14 protein-coding genes and 1 pseudogene are annotated in these 19,961 nt (G+C 52.0%); 11 read left to right on the plus strand and 4 right to left on the minus strand.

Translation table 11 applies throughout. From position 1 onward, the window contains the following. The first annotated feature begins 925 nt into the window (after positions 1 to 925). From evgA to OGV50_RS09010, 8 genes and pseudogenes are all read left to right on the plus strand, one after another. Positions 926 to 1,549: an acid-sensing system DNA-binding response regulator EvgA gene (gene evgA / locus OGV50_RS08975; protein WP_369701093.1), complete on the plus strand. Its 624-nt coding sequence runs from the start codon at positions 926 to 928 to the stop codon at positions 1,547 to 1,549. Positions 1,550 to 1,572: 23 nt separating this feature from the next. After that, a complete protein-coding gene (locus OGV50_RS08980) occupies positions 1,573 to 4,731 on the plus strand; it encodes a response regulator (protein WP_286488499.1) in 3,159 nt (1,052 codons plus the stop codon). A 456-nt stretch (positions 4,732 to 5,187) separates the two neighbouring features. Continuing rightward, positions 5,188 to 5,760: a helix-turn-helix transcriptional regulator gene (locus OGV50_RS08985; RefSeq protein WP_286488500.1), complete on the plus strand. Its 573-nt coding sequence runs from the start codon at positions 5,188 to 5,190 to the stop codon at positions 5,758 to 5,760. A gap of 72 nt (positions 5,761 to 5,832) precedes the next feature. After that, positions 5,833 to 6,351 carry a fimbrial protein gene (locus OGV50_RS08990; RefSeq protein WP_012135109.1) on the plus strand — a complete coding sequence of 173 codons (519 nt, stop codon included), beginning with the start codon at positions 5,833 to 5,835 and terminating at the stop codon, positions 6,349 to 6,351. Between the two features lie 46 nt (positions 6,352 to 6,397). Further along, entirely contained in the window at positions 6,398 to 7,075 is a 678-nt protein-coding gene (locus tag OGV50_RS08995; protein WP_115614417.1) for a fimbrial biogenesis chaperone, read from the plus strand. An 11-nt stretch (positions 7,076 to 7,086) separates the two neighbouring features. Continuing rightward, positions 7,087 to 9,318: pseudogene (locus tag OGV50_RS09000) on the plus strand (fimbria/pilus outer membrane usher protein); the annotation flags it as partial. A 42-nt stretch (positions 9,319 to 9,360) separates the two neighbouring features. Further along, entirely contained in the window at positions 9,361 to 9,588 is a 228-nt protein-coding gene (locus OGV50_RS09005) for a FimD/PapC C-terminal domain-containing protein (RefSeq protein ID WP_286488532.1), read from the plus strand. Further along, positions 9,579 to 10,619 (plus strand): fimbrial protein, encoded by a 1,041-nt coding sequence (locus OGV50_RS09010; protein WP_012135112.1) that lies wholly within the window; start codon positions 9,579 to 9,581, stop codon positions 10,617 to 10,619. The genes OGV50_RS09005 and OGV50_RS09010 overlap by 10 nt, the downstream gene beginning before the upstream one ends. 54 nt (positions 10,620 to 10,673) lie before the next feature. Here OGV50_RS09010 and OGV50_RS09015 read toward each other — a convergent pair whose 3' ends face one another. Next, complete coding sequence (locus OGV50_RS09015; RefSeq protein ID WP_112001555.1) at positions 10,674 to 11,099, minus strand: MerR family transcriptional regulator; 426 nt, start codon at positions 11,097 to 11,099, stop codon at positions 10,674 to 10,676. Between the two features lie 188 nt (positions 11,100 to 11,287). On the opposite strand from OGV50_RS09015, the gene OGV50_RS09020 reads away from it, so the two are divergent. Both OGV50_RS09020 and OGV50_RS09025 read left to right on the plus strand, forming a co-directional pair. Further along, positions 11,288 to 12,118: an alpha/beta fold hydrolase gene (locus OGV50_RS09020; protein WP_012135114.1), complete on the plus strand. Its 831-nt coding sequence runs from the start codon at positions 11,288 to 11,290 to the stop codon at positions 12,116 to 12,118. Positions 12,119 to 12,225: 107 nt separating this feature from the next. Beyond that, positions 12,226 to 13,203, plus strand: coding sequence for an AraC family transcriptional regulator (locus OGV50_RS09025; protein ID WP_286488501.1), 978 nt, complete (start codon positions 12,226 to 12,228; stop codon positions 13,201 to 13,203). 51 nt (positions 13,204 to 13,254) lie between these two features. Here the strand turns inward: OGV50_RS09025 and OGV50_RS09030 are convergent, their stop codons facing one another. From OGV50_RS09030 to OGV50_RS09040, 3 genes are all read right to left on the minus strand, one after another. After that, on the minus strand, positions 13,255 to 14,310 hold the full coding sequence (locus OGV50_RS09030) for an NAD(P)-dependent alcohol dehydrogenase (RefSeq protein ID WP_012135116.1): 1,056 nt from the start codon (positions 14,308 to 14,310) through the stop codon (positions 13,255 to 13,257). 182 nt (positions 14,311 to 14,492) lie between these two features. Continuing rightward, entirely contained in the window at positions 14,493 to 16,355 is a 1,863-nt protein-coding gene (gss, locus tag OGV50_RS09035; RefSeq protein WP_115625912.1) for a bifunctional glutathionylspermidine amidase/synthase, read from the minus strand. A gap of 141 nt (positions 16,356 to 16,496) precedes the next feature. Next, a complete protein-coding gene (locus tag OGV50_RS09040) occupies positions 16,497 to 18,797 on the minus strand; it encodes an FdhF/YdeP family oxidoreductase (protein ID WP_200092867.1) in 2,301 nt (766 codons plus the stop codon). A 221-nt stretch (positions 18,798 to 19,018) separates the two neighbouring features. Between OGV50_RS09040 and yghU the strand changes: the two genes are divergently transcribed. Further along, positions 19,019 to 19,888: a glutathione-dependent disulfide-bond oxidoreductase gene (gene yghU, locus OGV50_RS09045; RefSeq protein WP_049011849.1), complete on the plus strand. Its 870-nt coding sequence runs from the start codon at positions 19,019 to 19,021 to the stop codon at positions 19,886 to 19,888. Positions 19,889 to 19,961 lie beyond the last annotated feature (73 nt).

The raw sequence follows: 19,961 nt of genomic DNA on the forward strand, positions 1-19,961 counted from the left end.
TAGTGCTGAATTCACTATCGGCGAAGGTGAGTTGATGGCTCATGATGTCCCTCTGGGATGCGCTCCGGATGAATATGATGTTCTCATATCAGGAACTTGTTCGCACCTTCCCTAAGAGTTCTCAACATAAAAGGTGTTTATTGCAATATTAATAATGAGATACAGCCATCGCTCTGAATGCCCACTAATAAAAATTAGCCGCAACTACCCTTAGTGGTTACCTCAATAGTGGCAATCGGTTTGGGGCGGAGAACATCGTTCAAATCAGATCCATTCCCTTTGTTTTTACTTTCTTTCCATCGACATTAAATAAAACGGTATTTTGGTCTGTATACTTAAATGAGAATCACTTCTCACTAGATTTGCCTGCTGAAACAAGATTTAACAGTTTGAAATATTTATATTGCAGCAATACATCGATCATTTACCCCATTTTCCTGTCATGACCAGGATTTTATTTCTCACGAAAAGCCCTTAACTGCTATTTTAGGGTGCTGGTTCGACCAGAATAGCCCACCATAGCTAAATAGTACTTTCATCTGACATTACAGGTAAAAATCACTTTTTATAGTTAAAATCAGCGAAAGCATCAGTAGGTACACCCAAAAATCACATCATATATAGTGTTATATTTTTTATAAAAAACTGTAGAAAGTGATAAAACCGGTTAGCTGTAGCTAGCTCAGGAAGGCTCGAACAGTATGATCAAATTCATCTACTCATCTTTTGACAGCACATCCATTGCAGATGTGGCTGCACCAACGCCCGGCAGAGCCCCAGGTCCGCTACCGACCCGTCGATTACGGCAGTATGTCTGGTAGCCAATGACCACCTGAGTCATCGCGATATAAATCCATCTCCCGTCTCGTTTAGGCTATTATCGTTAGTATATATTGTATTCAGAATGACAACTTTCAGGATGAATATGAGTAAGTTACGCACTGCAATTATCGTGGATGATCATCCCCTCGCGCGTCTGGCTATCCGTGGAGTGCTGGAGAAACAGCGCATTACTGTAATCAACGAATATGAAGACGGGACGACTGCGCTGGAAGCGTTAACAAAAACGGCTGCGGATATTGTTGTCGTGGATGTCGAGATCCCCGGAGTGAATGGCGTCGAACTGGTAGAAAAGCTCAGAGCACGACAATTCACCGGCGTGCTGATCGTCGTGTCCGCGAAAAACGATCGTTACTACAGCAAACGTTGCGCTCAGGTGGGCGCTAACGCTTTCATCAGTAAAAAACAGGATATGGAAAACATTCTGGCCGCCATTAATGCAGCGCAAAATGGTTATAGCTATTTTCCTTTTTTCCTTGAGGCCCCCTCAGTTGCGTTAACCGATGCACAACGCCTGGAATCCCTCTCGGCACAGGAGATGAAGGTGATGGGCTATATGCTTAATGGTCTTGATAATTCACAAATTGGCGATGCAATGCATATCAGCAGCAAAACGGTCAGCACCTATAAAACGCGGTTAATGGAAAAGTTAGGCTGCAAATCATTAATTGAACTGCTCTCATTTGCCCACCAAAATAAGCTGACCTGATGATGAATAAATGGCTCATATTCGTGCTCATTGTTTTATCGATTACCGGACGTGGCGTTCATGCCCAGGATGAGCTACCCGTTGAGCTGGAGTTGTCGGGCTACAATTACATTACGCCGGTTCCTGTTTATCTGAGTGAGGATGACAAGCGCTGGCTGAAGCAGAAAAAAACGCTTAAGGTTGCGGTTTATCAACCAGAGCAATCGCCCCTCGTGCAGACCACGCTTACAGGACGTTACCGTGGGATGAATGCCGATTATCTTGCGCTGATTCAGCATTCACTCAACACCCACATCAGCGTGACGGCCTGGAAAAATCAGGAATCGGCAATTCATGCGCTGAAAGCGGGCGAAGTCGATATGGTATTGACCGGTCTGGAGAGTCGCCCTTTCACCGAAGAAGGCATTCTGTCCTCGCTGCCGCTGGTACATTCCTGGCCAAATTTAGTGACGTCGTTAGCCAATGTCATGGTTCCCTTGCAGAGTGCGCAAAGCACCCGGGTCGCTACTGTGAATCACTATCCTGATGAGGGGTTTATTCAGCAGTCATTTCCTAACGCAGAGATCATCAATTACCCCACCTATCAGGAAGCGCTCAGCTCCGTCGCGCATGGGCAAAACGCCTGGTTTGTTGGCGACTCACTGACAACCAGCACCTGGCTATCGCAGGAATTTAGCCTCGCGTTGACGACGGTGAAATACTGGCCTGAACCACAGAAAAAAAGCGCCTTTTTATTTTTGCCAACGCAGGAACGTCTGCTGACAATTGTGAATAACACGCTCAGCGCCATCGATGAAAATGTACATGGGCAAATAGCCCAGTCAATGATCGATAAAGGCAATCTGTCCTTTCTGTTAGAGCCGCTTAACCTGACCAACCGAGAGAAACAGTGGCTGAAAAGTCATAACACACTGCGTGTCATCATTAACCCGTGGTTTGCGCCTTACACTATGGTCGACAGTAACCAGGAAACGCGGGGCGTGGTGGGGGATATCCTGAATCTGATCGGTCTGCAAACCGGTATGCAGTTTGAAACCATTGTCGTCAAATCGAATGAAGAAATGGTTTCTGAAATGAAGAAAAACAACTGGCATATTGTGCAGGCCGCAACCTACGACTTGAGCCGTGAAAACGCGCTCTCCTTTACCCATCCCTTTATTACCACCCAATTCGTCACCGTTGTCAGAAAAGAGAATACGCAGGAGACCACGCTACGGGCGGGGATGAGTGTGGCGATCGGCGCCGACCACGCGTTACTGGCAAAGCTTAAAGCCCAACACCCCGGCATCCAATGGAAAGAGGTGGAAAACTCCAGCGTAGCCTTGAATCTCGTGGCGACGGGAAAGGTGGACGCGGCCATTTCAAATCAGCTGACGGCCCGTTATATGAGCGAGCATTATTATCCCGATCAGCTCGCCTGGCTCCCGATTGCCGGTGAAGCGCCGGCGGCAATCAGTTTTGCCGTTCCCCGTTCCGAACCGGAACTTCGGCAGATCCTGGACAAAGCCCTGGATGATATTCCGCAAAAAGAGATTTTCCAGATCGTCAGTAAATGGATACGCCTGCCGGACGTCAAAATTGATACCTGGGAGTTGTATAACAGACCGTTCTATCTGGTGGCGATACTGGCGACGTTGCTGGTGGTGAGCAGCTTGCTGTGGGCCGTTTACCTGTCGCGGAAAGTCCGCCAAAGGAAGCGTTCTCAACGCTTACTGGAAGCGGAACGAAACAAGGCACAGCAAGCCAATGAAGAGAAGCGGGAGTTTCTTTCCCATATGAGCCACGAGATCCGAACGCCGGTCAGTGCAATTATGGGATTTCTGGAACTCTTGCAGCTCTCCCCCGCTCGCTTCAGCCCTGAGGATAAAGCATCGGTGGATCAGGCCGCCCAGGCCTCGCGATCATTGTTAAAACTGATTGGCGAGATCCTCGATCTGGAAAAGATTGAATCAGGACTCTTAGACACCGTTCCGCAGTGGGTAAATGTTGATGCTCTGATAAAAGAAAAAATGACGCTGTTTAGCGCACTGGCGGCCCAAAAAGGGATCGACCTGCGTTATGACTCGCAGCTGGACCCGCAAGAGGCGATGCATCTGGACCCCCAGTTGCTGGGGCAGGTACTCACCAACCTCATTGGCAACGCGGTTAAATTTACGCAGCAAGGGTATGTCAGGATTTCGGCGACAAAGTCCAACGCGATGCTGGCGCTCTCGGTAAGTGACTCCGGTCCGGGTATTAGCACTGAAGAACAGAACCGTTTATTCACCGCCTTTAGTCAGGGGAAAGCGGGTAAGCATCATCGCGGTTCGGGCCTGGGGTTAGCGATCAGCCGGGCATTGATGACGCAAATGGGGGGAACCATCGCGCTGCAAAGCGAAATAAACCGTGGAACCACCCTGACGCTGAACCTGCCCGTGCAAACCTCGCGTGATATCACGCCGGTATCTATTGACGCGCCCCCGCCCCCTCCCGTTATTCAGGGGACGCTGCGGGTATTAATCGTTGACGATCATCCCTCCAGTCGACTGCTCCTGAAACGCCAGCTTGCAACGTCAGGTATTGTTGCGGATGAAGCCGAAAACGGCGAAGGGGCCTTACAACACCTTCAGCAACAACATTATGATTTGCTTATTACCGACCTCAATATGCCCGCAATGGACGGCATTGAACTTACCCGTCAGGTACGGAAATTTAATCGCGACCTCACCATCTGGGGGTTGACCGCCTCAGCGCAAGAACATGAACGCGAACGCTGTCTTGCGGCAGGCATGAATGCCTGTATTTTCAAGCCGATTACGTTATCGCAAATCTCGCACTTCCTTTCAGGAATGTGTGAGACAGCCAATACAATGTTTGATATCGAAATGCTGGGTATGCTGGCACAAGGCAACCGGGCGCTCATGCTTACAGCGTTAAAAGATGCACAGCAGGAGAACCGCCGTGATTTAGTCGCCGCCCGACAAGCGGCGCATACTGAAGATTATCTGACCGTGAAGCGCCATATTCATCGCATTAACGGGACTGCCCAACTGCTGGGCGTTAAGGCATTGATGAAGGTAGCGCAGTCGCTGGAAGATAAACTACCTGACGCCATTTCCGCCGCAGACCTTGCCACAGACCTTGATCGCATCGACGCCTTACTTGATGAATTAGATCAGGCTATCGCAACATTCATTCCATAACCTTCCTACACGCGTAGGCGGCGCCTGACAGAAAAATAAGGTGCCGCTGATGTTGTCCCGTTGTTAACCAGGTAAAATTAGCCTTGTTCTGACGGAATATATTTCGTTAATTAAACCTGGGATATTTCCTAAGAAAAATCCATTTTTACCGTCATTTCAAGTTTCAACTATCAAATGACATCAAACCATTAAACCACACCTATCAATAGTGATAGTGTTAAATTTCATCTTTATGGCACATAAATAGTTTTTTATTTCAATAAAGACAGCAATCACTGGATCGTTGTTCTTTTGAAAGGGAACAAATAGAAGAAACGATCGTTTTTCTGATTATATTCGAAATCCATTATTTTTGTGGTGTCATCTGATTTTATTTTCTGTAAATTTCACAAAGAAACATGAGGTGAATTTCTGGCGTTAAATAACCAAAGAGGGCATGCCAAAAAGGGAAGTTTTATGGATTTGTCAAACTCCGTTTTTTCTGATGATTATTTTTTTATCGTCGGTATCAGTACGCTGTTAACATCGGAGTTGATTGATGAAAATTACTACATAGTAGATGTTGAGACAACAAACCTCCTGCAGGTTAAAGAGCATTTTTTTGCAGACAGGAAGATTATTGCGTTTATAAGCAATGATCTTGACTACTATGCATTAAAACATCTACGGAGTATTACGTTTGTTGATAAGCGAAGCCGACTTAATGAAATTCTGTCCTGCCTGTTTGTCAATGATTCCCGATATATTTATCGGGTGAAGTACACGCTTTCAATGCGAGAAAGCGAAGTGCTCTCATGTATGCAAAAAGGGCTTGATGCGAATGAGATTGGTAAACAATTAGGTATGACGGTTAAGACATTTTATGCCCACCGGCGCAGTTTGGTTTTTAAACTTCAGGTCGGCAATCGTATATCTTTGTACCGAACTATCGCACGAGTAGAAAGTTATAAGCAGGACACCTGCGAACACAGTATTTCGTTAATCAGACAATATCATTCGTCAGATAAGTATTTCACTGGAGGGAATTAGCACATTATTAATTAACATTTAAAGCATCAGTATATTATTTCTTAAATATTAACTTAACTAACTGGATCTTATATGAAAAAGATTGCACTGATTTCCGCGATTTTATCGCTCTCTGTATTTCAGGCAGCAAATGCTGCTGACGGCGTAATTAGTTTTACTGGCAGCATCACCGGTACGGCCTGTGTTGTGGATACCTCTGCGATTGCGCAGCCTGTCAACCTGGGGACTGTCGCGACAACCGCATTCTCAGGCGGTAGCGGAGCAACGGCGGCGGCGAAGCGTTTTAATATTGTGCTGAAATCCTGCCCGGCCAGCATTTCCAACGCCAGTATTCGTTTTGATGGCATCACCGACACGATTAACCCTTCTATTTTAGCACTGAGCAATGGGCAGACAGCATCGAATGTTGGTGTCGCGATTTATGAGCAGGACAACTCAACGCTGATCCCTGTGGGTTCCGCATCCTCCAGCGTAGCGCTGGAAGAAGATGTTGATAACACACTGACTTACTTTGCCAAATATATGGCAACCGGCGCTGTTGGCGCGGGTACGGCAAACTCTTCAACCGCGTTTACCGTTATTTACCAGTAAAAGCAGGGCCCTTCGCGGCCCTGAGTAATTCACTCAGGATCTCTTCATGTTTCAGAAAGTCTATAAAAAGATTGCCGCTGGTCTTTTGTTTATCTCCGCAACGGCAATAAGCGGTGTGGAAATAGGCGGCACCCGGCTTATTTATAACGGCAGTGGCAATCAGGCGGCAATCAGCGTTAACAATCCAGATAACAAGCCGTATTTAATTCAGTCATGGGTAAGCAAAAGTGAAAATGGCGACGACAGTGACAATGCATTCATCACCACACCGCCTTTGTTCAAATTAAATTCGCAGGCGCAGAATTCAGTACGCGTTATGTTATCAGGCGACACACTCCCTACGGACAGAGAAAGTGTTTACTGGTTGAATATTAAAGCAATCCCTTCGTCATCACCGGATGCTAAAAATGAATTATTGATTGCGGTCAAAAGTAAAATGAAGCTGTTTTATCGTCCGGCAGGATTAAAAGGCGACCCTTCGCTTGCGTATCAGCAGCTAACGTTTTCAAGCGTGGGTGGAAAGTTAAGTGTGCATAACCCCTCGCCGTATAGCGTGTCGCTATACGACATCAAGGTGAATGGGAAACAACTAGCAAAACCTCCAATGGTTTTACCATTTCAAACGGTATCGCTACCTCAGTCGGCGGTAACGGGTGGTGAAGTATCGTGGCGTGCGATTAATGACTTCGGAGGCATTACGGCTGAACATAAATTTAAAATGTAGGTTACAAAGCCATGTTTCATGTCAATGCAGTTTCGGGTTTTGCTAAATTAACTCGGTTATCCACACTTATTTATCTGTGTACGCATACTCCTGCTGTACTGGCTGGCGATTATTTCTCTCCAGATTTTATTGAAACCCGTGGAAATATCCCGCGTGATATTGATATTTCTCGTTTTAATGAAGCTGACGGGCAGGTGCCTGGCGTCTATCACGTTGATGTCTATGTAAATGGAAATTATCTGGCATCACAGGATATTTCATTTATTGACAGTAAGAGTGGGTTAATACCGGTGTTGACTCGTGCAGATCTGGTGCAATGGGGCGTTAAGCGCAATGCACAACCTGAATGGATGCACATGGCAGATACCGCGAACGTTGAACACCTCAGCAAACTGCTTCCCGGCAGCCAGCTTATTTTCCAGTTTGACGGGATGCGCCTGGATCTCTCCGTACCGCAGGAGTATCTACAGCGCGATCCCCGGGGGTCGGTATCGCCTGAGCGGTGGGATGATGGACTGAATATGCTGTTCCTGAACTACAACTTCTCAGGCGCTAACACGCATGGCAGCGGCAAGTCGAGTAACGACAGCTATTTGAACCTGCGTAGCGGTATTAACGTTGGGCCCTGGCGATTGCGTCATTACGCCACTTATAACAACAACGATGGCGCTGGTCACTGGAACACCCTTGGCACATCGCTGGAGCGTGACATTAAGGCTCTGAAAAGTCAGTTCAGCATAGGCGATGGTTATACGCAGGCCGGTGTGTTCGACAGCGTGAATTTTCGCGGCGCGCAGCTTTATTCAGATGACAGCATGATGCCGGAAAGCGTCCGTGGTTTTGCTCCCGTGGTACGCGGTATTGCACAGACCAACGCGCAGGTCACCATTCGTCAGGGTGGCAACGTTATCTGGCAATCTTATGTGCCGCCAGGCCCGTTCGCGATTGACGATCTGTACCCGACCACCGCCAGCGGCGATCTGGAAGTGGCGGTACGTGAGGCGGATGGATCGGTGCATCAGTTTATTCAGCCATTTTCCGCGGTGCCGGTGATGCAACGCGAAGGTCAGTTCAAATATGCGCTGGCAGCAGGGAAATATCGCGCGGCAAACAGCAAAGATAAAGAGCCGGAATTTCTACAGGGCACGCTGAGCTACGGTTTACCCTAGGATAGCACGATATATGGCGGCACGCTGGCATCCGCAGATTACTGGGCCGGAGCACTGGGGATCGGAAAAGGGTTCGGTGAATTCGGATCGCTCTCTTTTGACGCCACTTTCGCCCGTACGCAACTGCCCGGTAAGACAGAAGAAGGCGTGTCGCTACGCGCGCAATACGCCAAAGACTTTGCTTCGACAGGCACCTCATTCAGTTTGATGGGCTATCGCTATTCCTCATCAGGTTTTCGTGATTTCCAGGAAGCGAACGGGGACGTGAATACCTTTCGAATGGGGAGCGACACAATACGTGAAGGCAACAGCTGGCGCTATGAACGGAACAAACGCAGCAAGGCGCAGGTGACGCTGAACCAGCGACTTGGCGACTGGGGAAATATAAACCTCTCCGCCTGGCAACAGGATTACTGGGGCGGCGACACCGAGCGCAGCGTTAACGTGGGTTACAACACCAGCATAAACAATATCAACTACGGCCTGAACTACAGCTATTCACGCGGCCCCTGGCACAATGAAAACGATCATATCGTCTCTCTGACGATGCAGATTCCGCTCTCACGTTTCCTGCCAGACAGCTGGATGACGGTATCCGGGAACAGCAACAAAAAAGGCGATACGACTTCGCAGGTGGGGTTATCCGGTTCAGCGCTGGAAGATAAAAACCTGAGCTGGAATGTGCAGCAGGGCTACAACAGCAAAGGCTCGGATGCGATGGGAAGCGCTTCCGTCAATTACAAAGGCCGTCATGGCGAGTATCAGCTTGGTTACAACTACTCTCGCGATAACCGCCAGATGTCGGTTGGGGCGATGGGCGGCATTGTGGTTCACCCTTACGGCGTCTCGGCCACGCAGCCTCTTGGCGAAACTATGGCACTGGTGAAAGCGGACAACGCGGCGGATGTAAAAGTGGCGAATAACAGCGGGATTTACACCGACAGCAGAGGTTTTGCCGTGTTGCCGTATGTCACGCCGTATCGGCAGAACAGTCTGTCATTGGATACCGCATCGCTGAACCCGCATACCGATGTGCTGAATGACACCTACACCGTTGTACCGACCAAAGGCGCGCTGGCGCTGGCTGATTATCCTACCGTCACCGGTTATAAGGTCATGCTTCAGTTCACCGGGAAAGAGATTCCGTTTGGCGCGACGACCCGTATTAAAAATCACGACAACATTCCAGAAGGAATGGTTGACGATCGCAAACGCGTCTGGCTCAACGGCGTACCGGAAAACGGAACCGTGATCGTTAACTGGGCCGAGGGAAGTTGTCAGGCAACGTATCAGATAACGCAGATCGCTGACAAACCGCAAACAGTCATCGCGCAATGCCACTGATCTGGAGAGAAAGAAAAATGTATCGAATTTTAATCAGCTTAATTTTTACCTCGCTAGGATTATTTTCACACACCGCCCTGGCGTGGAACTGCACTACGGTTACGTCAACAACAACGATCTCGCCGCAGAATATAACTATCTCGCGGGATCTCCCTGTAGGCTCGATAATAGGAACACAGGTTATTACACCGACAATTAATGCCTTTAACTGTTGGGACTCCGCTGAGGGCGTTATATCCAGGCAGATTTTTGGTATCAGAGCCATTGGCACATTCGATTCGTCACTCAACGGGCGTCAGATATATAAAACGAACATTAGCGGCGTGGGGTATTCCCTGTCCGCCGCAACGACAAAATGTGCCGCAGGCATCGTGACCGTTACGGGAAGCAATACCATACGGGGAGACATAAATACCGCTAAGCTCTGTGAAAATATGGCGGGGATGGTAAACAGCAATTTGGATGGCGTGGTTATCGTGACGTTTTATAAGACGGCAGCCGAAACCGGGTCTGGAACCATAACGGCAAGAACCGTGGGATCGCTGGTTATGTTAAATAACGCGCTGCTGTGGCATTCACCCGAATCTTCCGTCAATATCAACGCGTTCACGGTTACCACGCCAGCCTGTAATCTACAAACGACGTTTATCCCCGTGAATATGCAGGACGTGGATAAACAAGCCTTTAATGGCAAAGGCACCACGCCGGGAGACGCGCACACGCAGTCTTTCGATCTGCCGATGGTTTGTAATGCCGGAACAAAGGTCAGCGTTAAGATGGAAGGCGATATTTTTGATGCGAGCAAAGGCGTGCTGAAAACCATTGGCGGAAATAATGCCGCCACGGGCGTGGGAATCCAATTACTTTATAACAATCAGCCGATGGCGCTGGGTTCTGATGTCGCCGTTGGCACTTCATCCTCCGGCGGCGGATTCACGGTGCCGCTGAAAGCGCGTTATTACCAGACCGGAGACACCATCACGACCGGTGCAGCAAATGGCGTTTTGTCATTTACCATGACATACCAATAAGACAGTGAGGGGGCGGCAAGACCGAAGCTGAACCACGTCCCCTCGTCATTTATTTTACCGGTTTTCCGTGGCGGTCGCCGGATTACGCAATTGCCCTATCAGCCGCTGCATGTTGTCCTCACAGGAAATCCCGTCAGGCCGGTTTGCAATACTGGCGATCAGACTCAGCAACTCGCTCTTGCTCTCTTCAAGTTGCTTCTGCATGAGTTCGATCTCCGCGATACGCTTCTCCAGGGATTGTATCAGCCCCTCATGATCCCACTTTTTCTGCTCCTGCGGTAAAAAGCAGCGGATCTGCTCAAGTGAAAAACCGGCACGCTGAGCGTTATCAATAATCTTCAGCAGATTCGCCACCTCCGCCGAATAATTACGATACCCGTTGCTCTGACGCTGAGGAGGACTGATCAGCCTTTCTGCTTCGTAAAACCGAATACGGGAGGGCGTAAGCCCCGTTACTTTTGCCAGTTCACCAATCTTCATACCGTTTACAGACCTCTCTTGACCTTAAAGTTAACTTTAAACTTATACTCTCTAAACGGTCAACAGAAGATCGTTGCCGGACGCGCGCGCAGGCCCTGACGTTTCTCCTTTTTCCGGGAGCCAACGTCCTGGCGCTACGTGCAAGACAAGTCTCTCCTTTTAACAACTTACTGAACCGGAGAAACGATATGGGTTACGTAACAACCAGCGATGGCGTTGACATTTTCTATAAGGACTGGGGGCCGAAAGAGGGAAAAGTGATCTTCTTCCACCACGGCTGGCCGCTCTCCAGCGACGACTGGGATGCTCAGATGCTGTTTTTCGTGGACAAGGGGTTCAGGGTCGTCGCGCACGACAGGCGTGGTCATGGACGTTCCAGCCAGGTGTGGGACGGTCATGACATGGATCATTATGCCGATGACGTTGCCGCAGTCGTTAAGCATTTAGGCGTCCAGGGCGCAATGCACGTCGGGCATTCAACCGGCGGTGGCGAGGTCGTGCGCTATATCGTGCGTCACGGCGAAGATAACGTCTCCAGGGCCGTGCTGATCAGCGCAGTTCCGCCATTGATGGTAAAAACCGACAGCAATCCGCAGGGTACGCCCCGGTCGGTGTTTGACGACTTCCAGGCACAGCTGGCCGCCAGTCGAGCGCAGTTCTATTACGATATCCCTGCGGGTCCTTTCTATGGCTACAACCGTCCGGGTTCCAGTCCGTCTGAGGCGGTCATCTGGAACTGGTGGCGTCAGGGAATGATGGGGGGAGCCAAAGCGCACTACGACGGTATCGTCGCGTTCTCGCAGACGGATTTCACGGAAGATCTCAAGCGTATCACTATCCCGGTTCTGGTTATCCACGGCGATGACGATCAGGTCGTTCCCTACCATGATTCCGGCGTACTTTCAGCCGGGCTGCTCAAAAACGGTACGCTGAATACGTACAAGGGAGCCCCGCACGGCATCCCCACCACGCATGCAGATCGGGTTAACGCCGACCTGCTGGCCTTTGTGAATAGCTGATATACCAACCACGACGGATGGGCTGGCAAGTCAATTAGCAAAAAAAGGAGTCGCGGGCGGCTGCATTCCAGTTTAAAACATACGAACCTATGTTGAGGAGTCTGACCATGCTGGATCACCGCCCGAACTCACAGGATGATCGCCTGCGGCAGGACACCGCATCGCTGCGCCACGAAATAACCGCAAAAGTCAGAACATATACCGAACATCAGGAACGGGTCGTCTGCCCGTTCCCCGGTCTGAGCGTTGCTGAACTCCACGGCCCAATGCCGCCGCTTTCTTATATTTACCAGCCCAGCGTGTCGCTGATCCTCCGGGGAGAAAAGCGCGTCACGTTAGGCGATACGGCCTATGTGTACAACGAATCCCGTTTTCTTCTGACGGCGGTCAATCTGCCAACCGTCGCCGAAGTGATGCAGGCCAGCGCCGAGCGTCCTTTTATATCGCTGTTGCTGGAACTGGATTTATCTGTTGCGCGCGAAGTATTGGTTGATATGGAACAGCACGGCAATGACGTGGGATTCGCAGGCGAAGGACTCTCGCTCAGCCATGCCGACCGCTTTTTGTTTGACGCCATACTGCGCTACATCACGCTCGCAGAACACCCGCAGGATAAAGGGTATATCGGCAACCTGATTCAGCGGGAAATTCTGTATCGCATTTTAACCAGCCCGGCAGGTATGACGCTGCGGGAAACCGTACTGACGGGATCGAGCAGCCAGAGGATATCTTCCGCAATCAACTGGTTACGCACGCACTATTCCCAACCGTTAAAAGTGGAGGATCTGGCCGGGATTGCAGGAATGGGCGTTTCGACGCTGCATCACCACTTTCGTCGCATGACCAACATGAGTCCGTTGCAGTACCAGAAGCAATTACGGCTCCATGAAGCCAGACGCCTGTTGTTGTCAGATAATGTGGATGCCTCGACAGCGGCCATCAGAGTGGGTTATGAAAGCGTCAGTCAGTTTCACAGGGAGTACAAACGCCTGTTCGGCATCACGCCAATCGGCGATAAAGTGCAGTCGCTGAAAGGCGCAGAACGCGTCCGGGAAGCGGGAACGTTGACCGGGATACCGCGCTGATACACGCATATCGGACCGCAAAACAGTCGATCCGATATGCGTTGCTTACCGTCAGTTCGACAGTGAAGCCATATCAATCACAAAGCGGTATTTCACATCACCCCGCTCCATACGCTCAAAAGCCTGATTAATCTGCTGGATATCGATGATCTCACACTCCGGGTACACACCTTTACGGGCACAGAAATCCAGCATCTCCTGCGTTTGTGCAATTCCGCCAGACGGTGAACCCGTGATGCGACGACGCCCCAGAATCAGCGGCAAGGTGCTGAACCCTTCCATATTCCCCAGATTACCGACAATAACCAGCGCCCCTTCCACATCAAGTAGCTGAACGTAGGGCGAAACATCATGGCGCGTCGGGATGGTGTCAATAATCACATCAAAAGAGGACGCCGCGTTATTCATCGCCTCTGCGGAGGTCGAGAGCAGAACGTGTTCGGCGCCCAGCTCATGCGCCTCTTTCGCTTTTGACTCACTGCGGGTGATAACCGTCACCTCTGCGCCCAAAGCGGCCGCCAGACGAACCGCAAGGTGCCCCAGGCCACCGATGCCAATCACCCCTACGCGCGAGCCGGGGCCAACGTTCCAGGTCCGCAGCGGCGAGTAAACGGTGATGCCCGCGCAGAGCAACGGCGCCGCTCTGGCCGGATCAAGGCCTTCCGGCAGATTCAGGACAAACTCCTCGCGAACCACGATATGTTTCGAGTAACCGCCGTAAGTGACGTCTCCTGAGATGCGGTCACGCCCGTTATAGGTCACCGTCGGAAACTCACGGCACATTTGCTCTTCGTGCCTGCGGCACTGATCGCACTCCTGACAGCTATCGACAAGGGTTCCGACCGCCACCTGTTGCCCGACCTGATAACGCGTCACTTTACTGCCGACATCAATCACCCGGCCAATAATTTCGTGTCCGGGAATACAGGGGTAAATCGTCGCGCCCCACTCTTTCCAGTCGTCGCGGGTTTGATGCAGATCGCTGTGGCAGACGCCTGACCACAGGATCTCAATCGCCACATCATTGGCACGCAATGCGCGTCGTTCAAACGTAAAAGGGGCCAGTGGCGTAGTCGCGTTTAATGCAGCATAACCGATGGTTTTCATAGCAGCTCCAGTTGTTTGTTTTCCACCTGAAACTGTAGCGGTTTGATGAATGGCAGAGTGAGCCTAATCCTGCCGGATGATTGCCTGATACTCCCGACAGAACGTCTGTTACGAATCCCCTGTCATTGAATGGCCAGGGCGGACGCTGGCGCATCACGCCCCGGGCTCTTTTTCAGAAGAGGCTATTCCCCTTTTTCCACAATTAACGGCTCGATATCGCTCTCTTTTTTGATAACCAGCGAATCATCGCCACGCAGACACGTACCGCCATAGTTGCCGCCAACGGTGAAAGTGCAGACCTGAATATACTTCCCGGCCACGTTTGGCAGGCACCACAACTGCTGGTAAATGTTTTTCTGCGCGGCAAATTTCCCACTGGTTTTATCGAGTAACTCTTCCTGATGGCTCACCAGATCGATATTGCTGCCGCAGCGCCCGGCGATCGGTTTCACCGCATAACCGGTGCGCGCCAGTTCGTCATTAACCGTGAAATCGGTATCCAGCAAATAGCGGTGATGCGGGAAGAGCGACCACAGGATAGGCAAAATAGCCTTATTGCCGGGGATCACCGTCCACAGCGGTTCAAACACCAGCACTTCCGGTCGCAATAGCACATCAATCAACCGCACTTCATTTTCAGGATGGCCGGTACGAATCGGCACGGCGGCGTATTCCGTCTCGCTGACTTCACGCACCTGTTCAATTGCGGTTTCCCACGCCCAGGTTTTCCAGACGCAGTTCACCAGGCGGCCATCGCCGTCAATCAGCTGACCGGCATCGTCCCAACGCAGCGCATCCAGTCCCCGGAGAATTTTGCTTTCAAACCCGGCCTGGCGCAGCGCCTGCTGCATAAACTGGGCGTGATAGTTCTCCTCAATGTCCTTATCCTGCATGATGTGGACGAAAGGACGCGCGAGGCTGTGTTTCCATGCGCCCGCCAGTTCGTTGATCAACCCTTCCGCCGGATTATGCCCCTTCCCGGTGTAGCCCTTTTCGGCCCAGCGTTCGAGGATCAGCCCCGCTTCGGTATGGCATGATGCGGAATCGGCGTTGTACTCGTACACCTTCAGGCCGCGTTCATCCATACAGAAATCCATACGACCGGTGATCATATGGTGGCGACGACGCTGCCAGGAGAGGCGCAAACGCGGCCAGAGGATTTTCGGAATGTCGAACAGCGCCAGCAGGTTATCGTCTTTCAGCACCTTGTCGGTGGCATGCAGGTACATCAGATGCAGCTCGTTGGTGGCTTTAATCAGCTCCTGCTCGGCGCTTTCCGTAATGGTGAAATACTGATGCGGGTCCTGATTAATCACATGTCCGTTCGCCAGCACATAGGCTTTTTGCAGCGGGTCCCGCTCATCCAGCCATTTGCCGTCAAACTGCCCTTTCTCTTCCAGCCGCGCGCCGCGAATCTTCAGTGAATCATTGGAGATGTCTGGTTGAGGCAGGCTGTACTGCGTGTCCTCGGTCTGAATCATCCAGCCGAGGATCGTGGTGTCGTCAAAGGTATCGCGCAGGGTATAGCAGCCGTTTTCCACCACCATATCCAGCTCGCGGGTCCACTGTTGCCCTGGGGGCAGCGGCGTGTGGATCACATTCTGTTCGGCGATACGGATCTTGTTATCCAGCAACTGGGTAATGATCGCCACATGGCCGGTATCTTTAAACTCGCCGCCGTTTTGCCAGATAAGCAGCGCGCCAGCGACCGGCGCGCGGGGCGAACCATTGGGGAACGCCTGTAACGGCAGGATGTTGTCGTTCACCACTTCGCGCAGGAAACGCAGCGAGAAGATCTCCCACGCCATGCCGACATCCGTGAACACAACCCCATAATTGAGAAAGAGAAAGCGGCGGGCGAACTCAACGCACTGCCATTTATGGCCCATATACTCGTTGCCGATATAGCTGCGAAACGCGGCATCATCGCTGTATTCCCGTGGGTCGAGGGAGCTGTAATCTGAAGAGTAGATTGCTACGCCACCGGGGGCGTAGCCCAATAATGTCCCGAATGGGGCATCCTGACGGGTCGTTCCTTTGCTCATGCACCTTACCTCAAAACAATACAGCCTGAGCAGTATGGCGTGAATTTTTCGCTCTGCTTACCTGCTCAATAACACTAACCGGACAGAGGTCGATTCATCATACACCTCTACCCGGCCAGACGGCGCACAGAGACAAAAAATTCATAGCGGGAACGATGCTTTATTGATAACCACCGGCACGCTCTTATAGGCTGGCGTCAGGCTTTCGCTATCGACCGCATCCAGAGACAACAGCACATTCGCTTCCGGCAGATAGGCGCCAATCGATCCTGCCGCCATGTTGTAGATCACGACCGTCAGCCCGCGCATCGCGCGATCCTCACAAGGGCGGCCATGATCGTCCAGCGCCTGAATGGTCACCACATCGCCCTGCGCCAGCCCGCGCGCCCTGGCTTCCGCCGCATTTAAAAACACGACGTCACGGCGGCCGGTAATGCCGCGATAACGGTCATTCAGACCATAAATGGTGGTGTTGTACTGATCGTGGCTGCGCAGCGTTGCCAGCACCAGCGCATCAGCGGGTTGCTGCTGACGCTCAACGGCGCGCTGCTGGCTAACGACAAAGTTGGCTTTGCCATTCCCGGTATGCCACTCACGGCGCGAGGCAGGCGTGTCCATGCGAAATCCGCCCGGCGCGGCAATGCGGGCATTGTAGTCATGAAACGCCGGAATAACGGCTTCAATGGCGTCGCGGATCAGAGCATAGTTTCCCACCATCTCTTCCCAGTTCACCGGCGAGCGCGTAAGCGTGGCGCGTGCCATTCCCGCCACAATTGCAGGTTCCGATTTCAGCCACGGCGAAGCCGGTTTCAGAGAGCCGCAGGAGGCGTGCACCATCGACATCGAATCCTCGACGGTGACGGACTGAATCCCCGTCGCCTGAAGGTCGCGCTCCGTTCTGCCCAACGCGGGCAGCAGATAGTTATGCTTCGCCAGCAGCAGGTGCGAGCGGTTCAGTTTGGTTGCCACATGCACCTGCATATCCAGCTTTTGCATCGCCGCAAACGTCCGCTGCGGCTGCGGCATCGCCACGGCCAGATTGCCGCCCATGCAGATTAACGCCTTAGCCTCGCCCCGCTCTATCGCCCGAATGCTCTCCACGCTGGCGCGGCCATGTTGACGAGGAACGGTAATGGCAAAACGCGCTTCAAGGCGTTGCAGGAAGGCGTCCGACGCCGCTTCGTTAATCCCAACCGAACGGTCGCCCTGCACATTGGAATGCCCACGCAACGGGCAGATACCCGCGCCCGGCTTTCCGATATTGCCTTTCAGCAACAGCAGGTTAACCAGCTGCTGCACATTCCCGGTGCCGTTTTTATGCTGGGTGATCCCCAGGCCGTAGCAAATGATGGTGGCGCGCGATTTATTGTAGCTGTGCGCTAAATCTTCCATCTGGCTGCGCGTCAGACCTGAATCTGCCTCCAGTTCCGCCCAGTTGCACTGGCGCAGGTCATCATACAGCGCCTGATAACCGGCGGTATGCGCAGCAATAAACTCATGATCGAGGCAAGGCTGCTGGTTTAGCAGCACCCGCGCCTCATCCATTTCAATCAGCGCCTTCATCATGCCTTTGAGCAGCGACGCATCGCCGCCCATTTTCACCTGGTAGTAGCTGCTGCTGAGTTCGGTCGCCTGGCCGGTGAGCATCTCTTTAGGGCTTTGCGGGAAGCTAAAGCGTTCAAGGCCTCTCTCCGCCAGCGGATTGATGGCGATAATTTTGGCGCCGCGCTTTGCCACATCGCGCAGCGTGGTCAGCATACGAGGATGGTTGGTTCCCGGATTATGCCCGATGCAAATCACCAGATCGCAGTGGTCAAAATCCGCCAGTTCAACGGTGCCTTTCCCCAGACCAATAGCGCGCGTCAGCCCTGCGCTGGTCGGGCCGTGGCACATATTGGAACAGTCCGGGAAGTTGTTGCTGCCGTATTCGCGGGCAAACAGCTGATACAGGAACGCCGCTTCATTCGAGGTTCTACCGGAGGTATAAAACTCTACCTGTTCCGGGGAATCGTAGCTGCGCAGGCGTTCGCCTATTTCCTGAAACGCGATGTCCCATTCCACGGCTTGCCAGGTATCGGTTACGGCATCATATTTCATCGGGTGCGTCAGGCGGCCAATATTTTCCAGCTCGTAATCACTGTACTGCCATAAGGTGGACACCGGATGACGACGGAAAAACGCCGGTGAGGCTTTCTTGCTGGTGGTTTCCCAGGAGACCGCTTTGACGCCATTCTCACAAAGTTCCATCGGCGCCCGATGGCCAGGGTCAGGCCATGCGCAGCCAGGGCAGTCAAAGCCTTTGACCTGATTCATTTTGAACATCGCGATAATATCGCGCGTGACGGCCTTTTGGGAAAACACCGACGCAGAGACCGCCTTCACGGCTCCCCAGCCGCCCGCCGGGCCCTGATAACCGCTTACTCCTGGAACACCATTTTTCATTGTTACTGCTTATTCACTGCCAATTTTTAATGGCGAGTACGGTAACAATTTCCGTCTGATATTGATTTCCTCTTGATGGAGTACAGGCGGGCTACAATTAACGAGTTATATTGTGTTCCCCTTCCAGCGAAAAAACCGGCGCTTAATGTCCCAATCTGTTAAACCGCATGGCCTCCGACTGCTACACTGCTTCAACACACCAACCCAGAAGGCAGGTCAACATGTCAGAGAATACTTATCAACCCGCGAAAGTATGGACGTGGGATAAATCCGCAGGCGGCGGCGCATTCGCCAATATCAACCGTCCCGTTTCTGGCCCGACTCACGACAAGACGTTGCCCGTCGGCAAGCATCCGCTACAGCTCTACTCCCTGGGAACGCCAAACGGCCAGAAAGTGACCATCATGCTGGAGGAGTTGCTGGCGCAGGGCGTGACGGGCGCAGAGTATGACGCCTGGCTGATTCGCATTGGCGACGGCGATCAGTTCTCCAGCGGTTTTGTCGATGTGAACCCAAACTCAAAAATCCCGGCGCTGCGCGACCACTCGCAAAACCCGCCGCTGCGTGTCTTTGAGTCCGGCGCAATCCTGCTCTACCTGGCGGAAAAATTTGGTTATTTCCTGCCGCAGGATCTCGCTAAACGTACCGAAACCCTGAACTGGTTATTCTGGCTCCAGGGGGCGGCGCCGTTCCTCGGCGGCGGCTTTGGTCACTTCTACAACTACGCGCCGGTGAAAATAGAGTACGCGATCAACCGTTTTACGATGGAAGCCAAGCGTCTGCTGGACGTGCTGGATAAGCAGCTGGCGCGTCATCCGTATGTGGCGGGCGATGAGTACACCATTGCCGATATGGCTGTCTGGCCGTGGTTTGGCAATGTCGTGCTCGGCAACGTGTATGACGCCGCAGAATTTCTGGATGCGGGAAGCTATAAGCACGTACAGCGCTGGGCGAAAGAGATTGCGGAACGTCCGGCGGTCAAACGCGGGCGCATTGTGAACCGCACCAACGGGCCGCTCAACGAGCAGCTTCATGAGCGTCACGACGCCAGCGACTTCGACACACAAACCGAAGATAAGCGTCAGAGCTAAACCGTGACGCCGGATGAGATTTTAATGTCGCCATCAGGCGTTATATTGCCTGATGGCGCTTCGCTTATCAGGC

It is taken from the genome of Citrobacter sp. CK180, from assembly GCF_030333655.1.
GTDB lineage: Bacteria > Pseudomonadota > Gammaproteobacteria > Enterobacterales > Enterobacteriaceae > Citrobacter_B > Citrobacter_B koseri.